Source organism: Pseudomonas sp. LjRoot277 (assembly GCF_964253845.1).
In the GTDB taxonomy this organism is placed as follows: Bacteria; Pseudomonadota; Gammaproteobacteria; order Pseudomonadales; family Pseudomonadaceae; genus Aquipseudomonas.
Map to the genome: position 1 here is coordinate 6,309,283 of NZ_CAXURI020000001.1, position 14,042 is coordinate 6,323,324.

The 14,042-nt window shown below is 57.6% G+C and carries 8 protein-coding genes; 6 read left to right on the plus strand and 2 right to left on the minus strand.

Going from position 1 to position 14,042, the window contains the following annotated elements:
- Window positions 1–179: 179 nt before the first annotated feature.
- The 6 genes from aceE to msrA all read left to right on the plus strand — a co-directional run bounded on the left by aceE (window position 180) and on the right by msrA (window position 12,000).
- On the plus strand, window positions 180–2,825 hold the full coding sequence (gene aceE / locus ACSQ87_RS29255; RefSeq protein ID WP_436274916.1) for a pyruvate dehydrogenase (acetyl-transferring), homodimeric type: 2,646 nt from the start codon (window positions 180–182) through the stop codon (window positions 2,823–2,825).
- An 11-nt stretch (window positions 2,826–2,836) separates the two neighbouring features.
- Window positions 2,837–4,792, plus strand: a complete 1,956-nt coding sequence (gene aceF, locus ACSQ87_RS29260) for a dihydrolipoyllysine-residue acetyltransferase (RefSeq protein ID WP_436274917.1) — start codon at window positions 2,837–2,839, stop codon at window positions 4,790–4,792.
- A 525-nt stretch (window positions 4,793–5,317) separates the two neighbouring features.
- Window positions 5,318–6,712 carry an alkaline phosphatase D family protein gene (locus ACSQ87_RS29265; RefSeq protein ID WP_436274918.1) on the plus strand — a complete coding sequence of 465 codons (1,395 nt, stop codon included), beginning with the start codon at window positions 5,318–5,320 and terminating at the stop codon, window positions 6,710–6,712.
- Between the two features lie 269 nt (window positions 6,713–6,981).
- On the plus strand, window positions 6,982–8,358 hold the full coding sequence (locus ACSQ87_RS29270; RefSeq protein ID WP_223432810.1) for an alkaline phosphatase D family protein: 1,377 nt from the start codon (window positions 6,982–6,984) through the stop codon (window positions 8,356–8,358).
- 231 nt (window positions 8,359–8,589) lie between these two features.
- Window positions 8,590–11,283, plus strand: coding sequence for a putative bifunctional diguanylate cyclase/phosphodiesterase (locus ACSQ87_RS29275; RefSeq protein WP_223432809.1), 2,694 nt, complete (start codon window positions 8,590–8,592; stop codon window positions 11,281–11,283).
- Window positions 11,284–11,352: 69 nt separating this feature from the next.
- On the plus strand, window positions 11,353–12,000 hold the full coding sequence (gene msrA, locus ACSQ87_RS29280) for a peptide-methionine (S)-S-oxide reductase MsrA (RefSeq protein WP_150656684.1): 648 nt from the start codon (window positions 11,353–11,355) through the stop codon (window positions 11,998–12,000).
- Between the two features lie 130 nt (window positions 12,001–12,130).
- Here msrA and ACSQ87_RS29285 read toward each other — a convergent pair whose 3' ends face one another.
- Together ACSQ87_RS29285 and ACSQ87_RS29290 are read right to left on the minus strand one after the other, a co-directional pair.
- A complete protein-coding gene (locus ACSQ87_RS29285) occupies window positions 12,131–12,967 on the minus strand; it encodes a 23S rRNA (adenine(2030)-N(6))-methyltransferase RlmJ (RefSeq protein WP_008149676.1) in 837 nt (278 codons plus the stop codon).
- A gap of 389 nt (window positions 12,968–13,356) precedes the next feature.
- Window positions 13,357–13,680, minus strand: a complete 324-nt coding sequence (locus tag ACSQ87_RS29290; protein WP_008149673.1) for a hypothetical protein — start codon at window positions 13,678–13,680, stop codon at window positions 13,357–13,359.
- Window positions 13,681–14,042: the final 362 nt, after the last annotated feature.

Here is a 14,042-nt window from a genome sequence, read left to right on the forward strand (position 1 = left end):
TCTGTAGTTTTACTACTCGTATATACATTCGAAAGGCTGAAATGCCCGATGATTTGTAGTAAAACTACACGCCGCCGGAACAACCTCTCGGCAATCCAAGAATTTATATCGTCTGCCCACAAGGCCAGTCGCAAACTCAGGCAACCGATTCTGGAAGCCTTTCCGCCCTGGAGCAAGCCATGCAAGACCTCGATCCCGTCGAAACCCAGGAATGGTTGGACGCCCTGGAATCGGTTCTCGACAAAGAAGGCGAAGACCGCGCTCACTATCTGATGACCCGTATGGGCGAACTCGCAACCCGTAGCGGTTCGCAATTGCCTTACGCCATCACCACGCCATACCGCAACACGATCCCCGTTACCCACGAAGCACGCATGCCTGGCGACCTGTTCATGGAACGCCGCATTCGCTCGTTGGTACGCTGGAACGCGATGGCCATGGTGATGCGTACGAACCTGAAAGATTCTGACCTGGGCGGTCACATCTCCAGCTTCGCCTCCAGCGCAACCCTGTACGACATCGGCTTCAACTATTTCTTCCAGGCCCCGACCGACGAACACGGCGGCGACCTGATCTACTTCCAGGGTCACACCTCGCCAGGCGTTTACGCCCGTGCGTTCATGGAAGGCCGCATCACCGAAGACCAGATGAACAACTTCCGCCAGGAAGTGGACGGTCAGGGCCTGTCGTCCTACCCGCACCCATGGCTGATGCCTGATTTCTGGCAGTTCCCGACCGTATCCATGGGTCTGGGCCCGATCCAGGCGATCTACCAGGCACGCTTCATGAAGTACCTGGAAGCCCGTGGTTTCATCCCTGAAGGCAAGCAAAAAGTCTGGTGCTTCCTGGGCGACGGCGAGTGTGACGAGCCGGAATCCCTGGGCGCGATCTCGCTGGCTGGCCGCGAGAAGCTCGACAACCTGATCTTCGTTATCAACTGCAACCTGCAGCGCCTTGATGGCCCGGTTCGCGGCAACGGCAAGATCATCCAGGAACTTGAAGGCGTGTTCCGCGGTGCTCAGTGGAACGTGACCAAAGTCATCTGGGGCCGTTTCTGGGACCCACTGCTGGCCAAAGACGTCGACGGTATCCTGCAACGTCGCATGGACGAAGTCATCGACGGCGAGTACCAGAACTACAAAGCCAAAGACGGCGCGTTCGTGCGTGAACACTTCTTCAACTCGCCAGAACTCAAGGCGATGGTTGAAGACTTGTCCGACGACGAGATCTGGAAACTCAACCGTGGCGGTCACGACCCGTACAAGGTCTACGCGGCGTACCACGAAGCGGTCAACCACAAAGAACAACCGACCGTCATCCTGGCTAAAACCATCAAAGGTTATGGCACCGGTGCCGGCGAAGCGAAAAACACTGCGCACAACACCAAGAAAGTCGATGTCGACAGCCTGAAGTTGTTCCGTGATCGCTTCGACATTCCGGTCAAAGACGAAGAACTGGAAAACCTGCCGTTCTTCAAACCGGAACCAAACAGCGCCGAAGCCCGTTACCTGAGCGAGCGCCGCACTGCACTGGGCGGTTTCGTGCCACAGCGCCGTGCCAAAAGCTTCGACATCCCGACGCCATCGCTGGATACCCTCAAGGCAATCCTGGACGGCTCGGGCGACCGTGAAATCTCTACCACCATGGCCTTCGTGCGGATCCTCGCGCAACTGGTCAAGGACAAGGAAATCGGTCCGCGCATCGTCCCGATCATCCCGGACGAAGCCCGTACCTTCGGTATGGAAGGCATGTTCCGTCAGTTAGGCATCTACTCGTCCGTCGGCCAGCTCTACGAGCCAGTCGATAAAGACCAGGTGATGTTCTACAAAGAAGACAAGAAGGGCCAGATCCTCGAAGAAGGTATCAACGAAGCGGGCGCCATGAGCTCCTTCATCGCTGCCGGTACTTCGTACTCCAGCCACAACCAGCCAATGCTTCCGTTCTACATCTTCTACTCGATGTTCGGCTTCCAGCGTATCGGCGACCTCGCCTGGGCCGCTGGCGACAGCCGCACCCGTGGCTTCCTGATCGGCGGCACCGCCGGCCGGACCACACTGAACGGCGAAGGCCTGCAACACGAAGACGGTCACAGCCACATCCTGGCTGCCACCATCCCGAACTGCCGCACCTTTGATCCAACCTACGGCTACGAGCTGGCGGTGATCATTCAGGACGGCATGAAGAAGATGACCGAAGAGCAACAGGACGTTTTCTACTACATCACCGTGATGAACGAGTCCTACCAGCAGCCAGCCATGCCGGCCGGTGTCGAGGAAGGCATCATCAAGGGCATGTACCTGCTCGAGGAAGACACCCGCGAAGCGGCGCACCACGTTCAGCTGATGGGCTCCGGCACCATCCTGCGTGAAGTCCGTGAAGCGGCGAAAATCCTGCGTGAACAGTTCAACGTCGGCGCTGATGTCTGGAGCGTTACCAGCTTCAACGAACTGCGTCGCGACGGCCTGGCCGTAGAGCGCAGCAACCGTCTGCACCCGGGCCAGAAGCCTAAACTGAGCTATGTCGAAGAGTGCCTGAACGGCCGTCAAGGTCCGGTCATCGCGTCTACCGACTACATGAAGCTGTTCGCTGAGCAAATTCGTCAGTGGGTCCCGTCCAAGGAATTCAAAGTCCTGGGCACCGACGGTTTCGGCCGCAGTGACAGCCGCAAGAAGCTGCGTCACTTCTTCGAAGTCGACCGTCATTTCGTGGTGTTGGCAGCCCTGGAAGCCTTGGCTGACCGTGGTGATATCGAACCTAAAGTGGTGGCTGAAGCCATCGCCAAGTTCGGGATCAACCCGGAAAAACGCAACCCACTGGACTGCTGAGGAGACACTCTGTGAGCGAACTCATTCGCGTACCTGACATCGGCAGCGGTGAAGGTGAAGTAATCGAACTATTTGTGAAGGTCGGCGACCGTGTGGAAGCCGACCAGAGCATCCTGACGCTTGAGTCGGACAAGGCGAGCATGGAAATTCCTGCGCCCAAGGCCGGCATCGTCAAAAGCCTGAAAGTGAAGCTGGGCGATCGCCTGAAAGAAGGCGACGAACTGCTGGAGCTGGAAGTCGAAGGTGCCGCTGCTGCGGCCCCTGCGGCTGCGCCGGCTGCCAAAGCTGAAGCGAAACCGGCTGCTGCTCCTGCAGCGGCTCCAGCGCCAGCTGCCGCGCCTGCTGCTGCAACCACCCTGCAAGTGCACGTGCCGGACATCGGCTCGTCGGGCAAGGCCCAGATCATCGAGATCCAGGTCAAGGTCGGCGACACCGTCGCGGCTGATCAGTCGCTGATCACCCTGGAGTCCGACAAGGCCAGCATGGAAATCCCTTCGCCCGCCGCTGGCGTGGTCGAAAGCATCAGCGTCAAGCTCAACGACGAAGTCGGCACTGGCGACCTGATTCTGGCCCTGAAAGTGGCGGGTGCTGCGGCACCGGCTGCGGCCGCGCCAGCTCAGGCAGCTGCACCTGCTGCCGCTGCTCCAGCGCCAGCCGCTGCGGCCCCGGCGGCACCGGTTGCCGACAGCGTTCAGGACATTCATGTCCCGGACATCGGCTCTTCGGGCAAGGCCAAGATCATCGAAGTCCTGGTCAAGGCCGGCGATACCGTCGAAGCCGACCAGTCGCTGATCACCCTGGAATCCGACAAGGCGAGCATGGAAATTCCATCGCCTGCCGCTGGCGTGGTGGAAAGCGTTTCCATCAAGCTGGATGACGAAGTCGGTACCGGCGACCTGATCCTGAAGCTGAAAGTCAAAGGCGTTGCGCCTGCTGCTGCCCCGGCTCCGGCCGCTGCTGCACCGAGTGCTCCAGCGCCAGCCGCTGCTGCACCTGCCGCAGCCGCACCTGCTGCTGCCCCGGTTGCAGCTCCAGCCAAGCCTGGCGCCAAGGTTCACGCCGGCCCGGCTGTACGCCAACTGGCTCGCGAGTTCGGCGTCGAGCTGAACGCCGTCGGCGCCAGCGGTCCACACGGTCGCATCCTGAAAGAAGACGTGCAGGTTTACGTCAAAGCCATGATGCAGAAGGCCAAGGAAGCACCGGCCGCTGCTGCAGGCGCAACCGGTGGCGCGGGCATCCCGCCGATTCCGGTCGTGGACTTCAGCCGCTTCGGTGAAACCGAAGAAGTGCCGATGACTCGCCTGATGCAAATCGGCGCGTCGAGCCTGCACCGCAGCTGGCTGAACATTCCACACGTGACTCAGTTCGATTCGGCTGATATCACCGACCTGGAAGCGTTCCGTATCGCTCAGAAAGCCGTTGCAGAGAAGGCTGGCGTCAAGCTGACCATCCTGCCGCTGCTGCTCAAATCCTGCGCGCACCTGCTCAAGGAACTGCCGGACTTCAACAGTTCGCTGGCACCAAGCGGCAAGGCGATCATTCGCAAGAAGTACGTGAACATCGGCTTCGCCGTCGACACCCCTGAAGGCCTGCTGGTACCGGTCATCAAGAACGTCGATCAGAAGAGCCTGTTGCAACTGGCAGCCGAAGCCGCTGTGCTGGCCGCCAAGGCCCGCGACAAAAAGCTCACCGCTGACGACATGCAAGGCGCCTGCTTCACCATTTCCAGCCTCGGCCACATTGGCGGCACCGGCTTCACGCCGATCGTCAACGCGCCGGAAGTGGCGATCCTCGGTGTTTCCAAGGCAACCATTCAGCCAGTCTGGGACGGCAAAGCCTTCCAGCCGAAACTGATGCTGCCGCTGTCGCTGTCCTACGATCACCGTGTGATCAACGGCGCCGCTGCTGCACGCTTCACCAAGCGTCTGAGCGACCTGCTGGCGGACATCCGTACCATCCTGCTGTAACACCGACGGGCCCTCCTTCACCGGAGGGCCTATCGCGTTCCACGTTTTCCGAGCGCCACGCTCGTACCTCAACCCCGCCAGTTTGGCGGGGCTTTTTTTGCCTGAAAGAAAGCCATCCCCGTTCAGCACTCCAAGTACCAACTGCCAAAGGCCGCGCTCGCTGTAGCAGCTGTCGAGCTTGCGAGGCTGCGTTCGGTTCGGGCCGCGTTCGGACGTAGCAGTCGTGAGTCCGGCTGACGCGGTTTGCCTGATGCACCGCAAGTTCTGGTTTGACGACTGCTACGCAGCCGAACGCAGCCTCGCAAGCTCGACAGCTGCTACAGATCGCATTAGGGCTGAACTGACTGGCATTGGGCCCTCTTCCGAGTTTTATTCCTACATTCATGGCTTACGCCGCCTACAACCCGAGTCCACTTCTGCTCGATATTTTTTGCGAGCAAATAACTAAGCTAAGTTCAATAAATCACCACTAAACCCTTATCAACTTATTTTGATTAGTTAGCATTACTTCGAATGGATTCGAACATGTTCAAACCGACTGTCGGCCCTATTATTGGCCACACAACAACTAACCACGCACGCATCTTCTTGCGTGGCGAACTTCAAAATAATGCACCGGTATTTGCAGGCATTCGTTATCGCCGGCCCGGTGAAGAGCGCTGGTCCCACGGTGTATTTGCAAAGTTGACGATAGTGCGTGATTTGTCCGATGTCATTGCGCTCAACGACCTTGCCACTGATACCGAGTACGAGTACCAGGCAGGCTGGTTCAGCCCCATGAGCCCGGTGCACACCGTGGAAACGATTCAGGAACTGCCGCTGCAATGGCCGCGGGATATCTACCGGTTTCGCACGCAGTCCAGCAAAGCCACGATTCCACGGGCCTATATCGTCGGCTCATGCCGTTACCTGCGCATGACCGCTGGCATCCCGTCTGCACCGCATCTGGGGGACAGGATTTTCGCCTCGATCACCAATCTGGCGCAGCAGGCCGAACCGCCCATCAGTGCCATGCTGATGACCGGCGATCAAATCTATGTCGATGATTTGAACGTTATTGCTCCCGACCGGGAATACAAGGCAATACTCAGTAAGTACCGCACGGCTTTTTCCCAACCCAATATCGCCAAGTTAATGTCCAGCGTGCCGACTTACATGATCCTCGATGATCACGAAATCGAAGATAACTGGCCCGTCAACAAAAGTAAGTCCGATGCCTATTTATACAAAAACGCCATTGCGGCGTATGAGTTGTATCAAGCCAGTCACAGCCCGGCGCATGAACTTCTTGCCAGCGGGCAAATAAATAGAAAACTGGAACAGTATTGGTATCAATTCGCCGAAGGCGATATCGAATGGTTTATCACCGACAGCCGAACCCGACGCAACCTGTCGGCCAATGATCGTCGCATCCTCGACAAAGAGCAGGAACAGGCCTTGTGCAAATGGCTGATTCACAGCCCGGCCAGGGTCAAATTCGTGGTCACCAGCGTTATGTTCTACCCCGACCGCAAAGCCCATGGCGACGACGCATGGAGGGCCTTTCCCGAACAACGTCTGCGGCTGTTGGAAATCATCCGGACCCACGGGATCAAGAACGTTATTTTCGTCTCCGGCGACGTCCACGGCTCCTTGACCAGCCGCCTGAGCCATAGCGAGGACCCACACTTCGAGGTTCACACCATCGTTTCTTCACCGCTGTGCAACAGCAAGCTGTTGCCGTACGCCAAGGCCTCCACTTTCATCCTGGACAAAGCACTGGCCCGCACCACTACCGGTGACTACAACCATGAGCTGACCAGCAAAGTGGTCAGCGAGGACAATTTTGCGCACATCGTTGTGACAGAGGGGGAGATTCATGTCACCTATCGCGACCGCAATGGCAAACCGTTGCAGTCGGCCACCATCGCCCTTCGCTGACCTGTCGCGTTCTGCGTTGCCCAAACGCCACGCAGACACTTCCACCCCGCCCCTATGGCGGGTTTTTTTTACCCGCGCTCTCATAACGCAATAACTTCTTACAGCAAATAAAAGCACATCCAAACTTCGACAGTGCACAAGTACTACAACCAGCGCCCACAAAGACTACATAAGAAAGCATCGCCGACTGACAGGCAATTCGCTACGCACCTCCTTAAAGTCAACTTAGTTGCGCAAGGCAACTATTAACTTATTGAATGGAATCAAACATGAAACTTAACACCCCAACTGTCGGCCCTATTCTTGGCTATACCACACATAATGAAGCTCGTATTATGCTCGCGGGCGCATCCAGTAAAATCACAGCACTGGCGGTTGTTCGTTATCGGCGGACAGGGGAACTTAAATGGTCCACTCCACACTTCGCCGAACTTCCGGCAAACGACGACACGACCGGCGTTGTTGTATTACCTCATTTGCAATCCAATATGAAATACACTTACCAAGCCGGCTGGTGCATCCCGGCCAGCTCAACCAAACCGCAAGACATTGTCTTTGAATGGCCTGCACAAGAGCACACCTTCTGGACCGTCTCGACGCAACCCGATATCAAGCGCAGCTACATTATTGGCTCCTGCCGCTACCTCAACCTGGCCGCACAAAATCCGGTGGACCCACAACGAGGAGATTGGATGTTCAGGATAATGGCTGAGCCCAACCTTCGTACCGATGGCCTGATCATGGTCGGCGATCAAATTTATGCCGACGATCTTAACTTCGCCTTTCCGGACCGAAAACTTGAAGACTTCCTGCGAAAGTACCGGGCGGCGTTTTCACAACCCCATATCAAGAACATGATGAGCAATACTTCCACTTACATGATTCTTGATGACCATGAAATCGAAGATAACTGGCCCGCCAAGCGCGCTCCGAACGATGATGAACTGTTCAACAACGCAATGAAGGCTTATCAACTTTATCAGTGCAGCCATAGCCCCGCTCATACACTGACACCTGATAACACCATCAATCGCAAACTTGAGCATTATTGGTATCAGTTCACTAATGGCAACCTTGAATGGTTTGTGACTGACACACGCACCCAACGCAATCTGTCGCCTAATGATCGACGACTGATGGATCACACCCAAGAGAAAGCCCTGACTGATTGGTTGAAGACCAGCAGTGCTAAAGTCAAATTCATTGTTACGTCGGTTATGTTTTACCCCGACCTGAAAAACGACGGTGGCGATGCCTGGAAGTCCTTCCCCGAGCAGCGCAACAGGCTTCTAGAGTTCATTCGCCTGAACAAGATCAAAAACGTTGTTTTCGTTTCCGGTGACGTGCACGGCTCGATGACCAGTCGACTGACCCACTCCGAGGACAAAGACTTTGTTGTCCATACGATCGTGTCTTCACCGCTGTGCAATACCACGCTGCTGCCTTACGCCAAAAAGGCTGACTTCATTCTGGACAAACCGCTGACCACTGTCGGCACCGGCAGCTACAACCTCACGCTGACCAGTAACAACGTCATCGGTACGGACAACTTCGCGCGCATCACCATTGAAGGCAAGCAGATCGCCGTAGGTTTCTTCGACAACACCGGAAAAAATCTTCAGCCGGTCACCATTTCACTGGTCTGATGGCGGCACAGCTCGTCATGCGGGACGAATCCAACGCTTTCACGTCCCTCATGACAGCTGGTTTCACTTCGATATTTCAGAATTTCACTGGGCTGCCGACATATTCTTATAGCACTTGGCCTTCATGTCTCTTGTCAGTCAGTGTCGCAATGATGCAACCTTGCCGCAGGTAACAGTAAAGAGGGCGAGAGCCCGGCGCGATCAGCCTATTCGAAGTGAGTTTCCTTCCATATGAAGAGCCAACCCGATGCCGCCAGCCGTATGGTGGCCGAGGTAGTGACGCAGTTGCCTGTGCCCTCGCGGCTCGGCATGCTTCGTTTCGAACGGCTGAATGAAGCGAGTTGGGCGCTGCTGTTTCTCGATCCCAATTGCGAACGACAGTTCGGCCTGCCGGCGGTGGAACTCTGTGCTCTGGTCGGCTCGCCCTACGCCAGCCTGATGGAGCCCGAAGCGCGTTATCAGCTGCATGACGCGGTTCAGCAACAACTCACCGAAAGCCCGCACTACCTGATCCGCTACACCCTGCACACCGCCGCCGGCTCCTTGAACCTGCTGGAACTGGGCGAAGCCTACAAACAACACAATCGACACCTGCTGCGCGGCTACCTGATGGTGGTCGACGGCCTGTTCGAGGGCGAGCAACTGCTGCCGGCCCTGGACCTCGAAACCCAGAACTCTCGCCTGCAAATCGCCCTGGAACTCAATCAGCGCGCCCAGCAGGAACAGCTCCTGCACCTGGACCGGGTGCGCGCCCAGCAAGACTTGATCCTGCTGCTGACCCGCCAGCGCTACAGCAGCAACAACTCCCTGAAAGAAGCCGCCGAACTGATCACTCGCAGTGCCTGTGACATTTACGAAATCGACTGCGCCAGCCTGTGGAACCTCGAAGGTTCACTGCTCGTGCCGATTTCGGCCTATCACCGCGCCAGCCAGGAATACCTGCTGCCTAAGTCGATCGACGTCAGTCTCTTCCCTGATTATCTGGATGCGTTACACACTGGCCGCGCCATCGACGCCCACAACGCCATACGCGACCCGCGCACCCGGGAAATGGCCGAACACCTGCGCCCACGCGATGTGAATGCGATGCTCGACGCCAGCATCCGCATCGATGGCCAAGTGGTCGGCGTACTCTGCCTGGAGCAGACCGGTACGACCCGCGCCTGGCAATCGGACGAAATTGCTTTCGCCGGTGAGTTGGCGGATCAGTTTGCCCAAGTCATCAACAACCACAACCGCCGCACCGCCACCAGCGCCCTGCACCTGTTCCAGCGTGCGGTAGAGCAAAGCGCCAACGCCTTTTTGCTGGTCAATTGCGATGGCGTGGTGGAATACGTCAACCCGAGCTTCACGGCGATCACCCAGTACACCACCGAAGAAGTCCATGGCCAGCGGCTGTCGGAACTGCCGGCACTGGAAAACCTCAGCGAACTGCTGTTCGACGCGCCCTCGGCGCTGGCCAAGAGCAACAGTTGGCAGGGTGAGTTCAAAAGCCGCCGAAAAAACCTCGAACCCTACTGGGGCCAGTTGTCGATTTCCAAGGTTTACGGCGACAACCGCGAGCTGACGCATTACATCGGCATTTACGAAGACATTACCCAGACCAAGCTCGCCCAGCAGCGCATCGAGCGTCTGGCGTATACCGATAACCTGACCAACCTCGGCAACCGCCCGGCCTTCATCCGCAACCTCGATGAACGTTTCGCCCGAGACAGCGATACCCCGATCAGCCTGCTGCTGGTGGACATCGACAACTTCAAGCGGATCAACGACAGCCTCGGCCACCAGACCGGCGACAAACTGTTGATCAGCCTCGCCCGACGCCTGCGCAACAGCCTGAGCCCGAGCGGCAGCCTGGCGCGGTTCGCCAGTAACGAATTCGCCGTGCTGCTGGACGACACCGACCTGCGTGCGGGCCAACAAATTGCCAATCAATTGCTGGCGACCCTCGACAAGCCGATGTTCGTCGACAACCAGCTGATCAGCGTCACCGGCTCTGTGGGCCTGGCCTGCGCGCCGTTGCATGGCCGTGACCCGCAAACCCTGATGCGCAACGCCGGCCTCGCGCTGCACAAGGCCAAGGCCAACGGCAAACACCAGGTTCAGGTGTTCACCGAAGCGCTGAACGCCGAAGCCAGCTACAAACTGTTCGTCGAAAACAACCTGCGCCGCGCCCTGACCCAGAACGAGCTGGACGTGTTCTACCAGCCCAAACTCTGCCTGCGCAGCGGTCGCCTGTTGGGGATGGAAGCGCTACTTCGCTGGAACCATCCGGAAAAAGGCATGATCCGCCCGGACCAGTTCATCAGCGTCGCCGAAGAAACCGGCCTGATCATCCCCATCGGCAAATGGATCGCCCGCCAGGCCTGCCGCATGAGCAAAGACCTGACCGCCGCTGGCCTGGGCAATCTTCAGGTGGCAATCAACCTGTCGCCCAAGCAGTTCTCCGATCCGGACCTGGTGTCGTCCATCGCCAACATCCTCAAGGAAGAAGCGCTGCCGGCAAACCTGCTGGAACTCGAACTCACCGAAGGCTTGCTGCTGGAAGCCACCGAAGACACCCACTTGCAGCTCGATCAACTCAAGCGTCTGGGCCTGACCCTGGCCATGGATGACTTCGGCACCGGCTACTCGTCGCTCAGTTACTTGAAAAAATTCCCGATCGACATCATCAAGATTGATCGAAGCTTCATCCACGAAATCCCGGACAACCAGGACGACATGGAAATCACCTCCGCGGTGATCGCCATGGCCCACAACCTGAAACTCAAGGTCGTGGCTGAAGGCATCGAAACCGCCGAGCAGTTGGCGTTCCTGCGCCGTCACCGCTGCGACGTCGGCCAGGGTTACCTGTTCGACCGTCCGATTCCGGGCACCGAGCTGATCGAAAAGCTCAAGCGCTATCCGCGTGGCCCGATCGCCTGACAGCGGCGTAACACTCGGGCAAACTGCGTGTCTGACAATTTACATTCAACCTGACTGAGGGGACTGATCATGGTCTTGCGCTCGGAAATTCTGGTGAACAAAAACGTGCTCCCGACTAAAGAACAAGCTCTGCCTGGCCGCGAAACCCCAATGACCGTGCCGGAAAAACACTTCGTCCACGACGCCCCGTTGCTGGGCCCGTTCGCGATGGACGTGGATTTCGCGATCTTCGGCCTCGGTTGCTTCTGGGGCGCGGAACGCAAGTTCTGGCAGCGCGAAGGCGTGGTCAGTACGGCGGTGGGTTACGCCGGCGGCTTTACGCCGAACCCGACGTATGAAGAAGTCTGCTCGGGCCTGACCGGCCACAGCGAAGTGGTACTGGTGGTCTACGAGCCGGCAAAAGTCAGCTACGAAGCGCTGCTGAAGATGTTCTGGGAATTGCACAACCCGACCCAGGGCATGCGCCAGGGCAATGACATCGGCACGCAGTACCGCTCGGTGATCTACGCCACCAATCCAACTCAGTTGGCAGCCGCCAAGCACAGCGAGCAAGTGTTCCAGGCTGAATTGACGAAGGCTGGGAAAGGCACGATCACCACTGAAATCGACGAAGCCCCGACGGTCTACTTTGCCGAGGCTTATCACCAGCAGTACCTGGCCAAAAACCCTGAAGGGTATTGCGGGATTGGCGGCACAGGCGTGACTTGCCCGATCTGATTTTCGGGCCCTAAAAGCAAAAGATCGCAGCCTCGTTTCACTCGACAGCTCCTACGGGGTGCGCATTCCCTTGTAGGAGCTGTCGAGTGAAACGAGGCTGCGATCTTTTGATCTTGCTTGTCGATTTACCCTATTCGGCAATCAACCAATCCATCTGCCACCCACCCTGGGTCTGTCCAAGCTTCTTGGACAACCACGGCAGCAGCTCACGCAATTCCTCTTCCAGCCCCCACGGCGGATTCGCAATCGCCAACCCCGAGCCATTCAGACTGTTCGGCGTATCCAGCGGATGCACCAGCAACTCGACCCGCAACAACTTCGGCGCACCCGTACCCGCCAGATCCTGATAAAAACGACGCAACATGCGCTGATCCTTCACCGGGTACCAGATCGCCGCCACCGTCTGCCGCATCCGGCCAATCGCCTCTTTCAGCGACGCCGCGCAGCGCTGCATCTCATCCAGTTGCTCGAACGGCGGATCAATCAACATCACCGCCCGCTTCTCCTGCACCGGCAACATCGCACGCGGCACATGCCAGCCTTCGCCCAAGTGAACCTTCACCCGACGATCACCGGCCATGTTGTCCTTGAGCAGCAAGCCGTCTTCGGGGTGCTTCTCATTGAGCATCACCCGATCCTGCGGCCGCGTCAGCCGCCGCGCCAACTCCGGCGACCCCGGGTAATAGCGCAACTGGCCATCCGGGTTCATGTCGTGCAGCACCTTCATGTAATCCGCGGTCAACGCCGGCAGATCCGGCTGATCCCACAAACGCGCAATACCTTCCAGGTACTCACCGGTACGGCTCGCCTGATCACCCTGCAGGTCATACAGACCAATGCCGGCGTGAGTGTCGAGATAGGCAAACGGCTGCTCCTTGCGCGACATCAAAGCGATGATGCGGGTCAAAGTCAGGTGTTTGAACACATCGGCGTGATTGCCGGCATGGAAGGCGTGACGATAATTCATGGCTGCTCCTGCGAAGGGCGGGAAGTTTACCTTGTACCGAGGCGAACGTCAGGACCTCACAGCTGAGCGGGCTATCCCAGCCCCTATTTCGGGCATCACACAAACCTATGTGGCGAGGGGATTTATCCCCGTTGGGTCGCGAAGCGGCCCCAAGCTTGCGATCCAGTTATGCCTGACACTCCACAACGACCCAGCTTACAAAAATCCCGTGGCGAGGGAGCTTGCTCCCGCTGGGCTGCAAAGCAGCCCCAAAACCTGCAATCCGGTTATGCCTGACACACCGCACTGCCCGGTTTACGACTGCTGCGCAGCCGAACGCAGGCTTCGCCAGCTGCTACAAAAACGTGCGTATCAACTTAACTGAACAGCATCAGCGAAAGCCCCCGGCCCTACTCCGAAGACCGAGCCTTCAATCGTCGCCCTAACACATCCAGCACATCACACCCATCCCGCAACGGAATGGCACAGAGCAAAGCAAAATCACTAAGAATGAAGGACTGACACTCGATCGAACCGCGCATGGACAAGTTCTCCATCACTTGGGTGACGGCGCGAATCCGGTAGTTGGCAGCGTCATACAAAACATCCAGCGGCGCTTGGGTGTCGACGAACAGGGTTGGCATGTCGTCGCAATTGCTGGTGAGCGCCATGAAGCGGCTTTTGGGATGGGGAATTGGTTTTTCATAGGGAGGATCGGGATGAAGTGTTTTCATTTTTTGAGACCTTGGTGGATAAATTCAAGCTACCAACGGCCTTTCCTACGGGCTTGGGTGGCAGCCGTGCGCGGGAGTAGGAAACTGAGGATCCACCAAACTCAGCCACGCCGAAGCGTGTCCCACGCACAGCCGCCGCGAACGATCTTACGGACACGAATAAAGTGCCGCAATCAAACGACAGCGCTGACGCGCGGTGAATTTCCAAGGGTTCCTACACCCTGCCACTGCATTTGCAGCGACAGCCAAAGACTATCCATGGATCTCACTTCGCACCAGTTCATGGAAACCGATATGGTTTGAAGGAAACTTCCGACGATCTTGCCCAGAAATTTCGCTTCATCCCTCACCCTATGAGTGCA

Coding starts and splice junctions, on each gene's coding strand:
- msrA (WP_150656684.1), top strand. CDS start 11,353: ATGGTCTTGCGCTCGGAAATTCTGGTGAACAAAAACGTGCTCCCGACT.
- ACSQ87_RS29265 (WP_436274918.1), top strand. CDS start 5,318: ATGTTCAAACCGACTGTCGGCCCTATTATTGGCCACACAACAACTAAC.
- ACSQ87_RS29290 (WP_008149673.1), bottom strand. CDS start 13,680: ATGAAAACACTTCATCCCGATCCTCCCTATGAAAAACCAATTCCCCAT.
- ACSQ87_RS29275 (WP_223432809.1), top strand. CDS start 8,590: ATGAAGAGCCAACCCGATGCCGCCAGCCGTATGGTGGCCGAGGTAGTG.
- ACSQ87_RS29285 (WP_008149676.1), bottom strand. CDS start 12,967: ATGAATTATCGTCACGCCTTCCATGCCGGCAATCACGCCGATGTGTTC.
- aceE (WP_436274916.1), top strand. CDS start 180: ATGCAAGACCTCGATCCCGTCGAAACCCAGGAATGGTTGGACGCCCTG.
- ACSQ87_RS29270 (WP_223432810.1), top strand. CDS start 6,982: ATGAAACTTAACACCCCAACTGTCGGCCCTATTCTTGGCTATACCACA.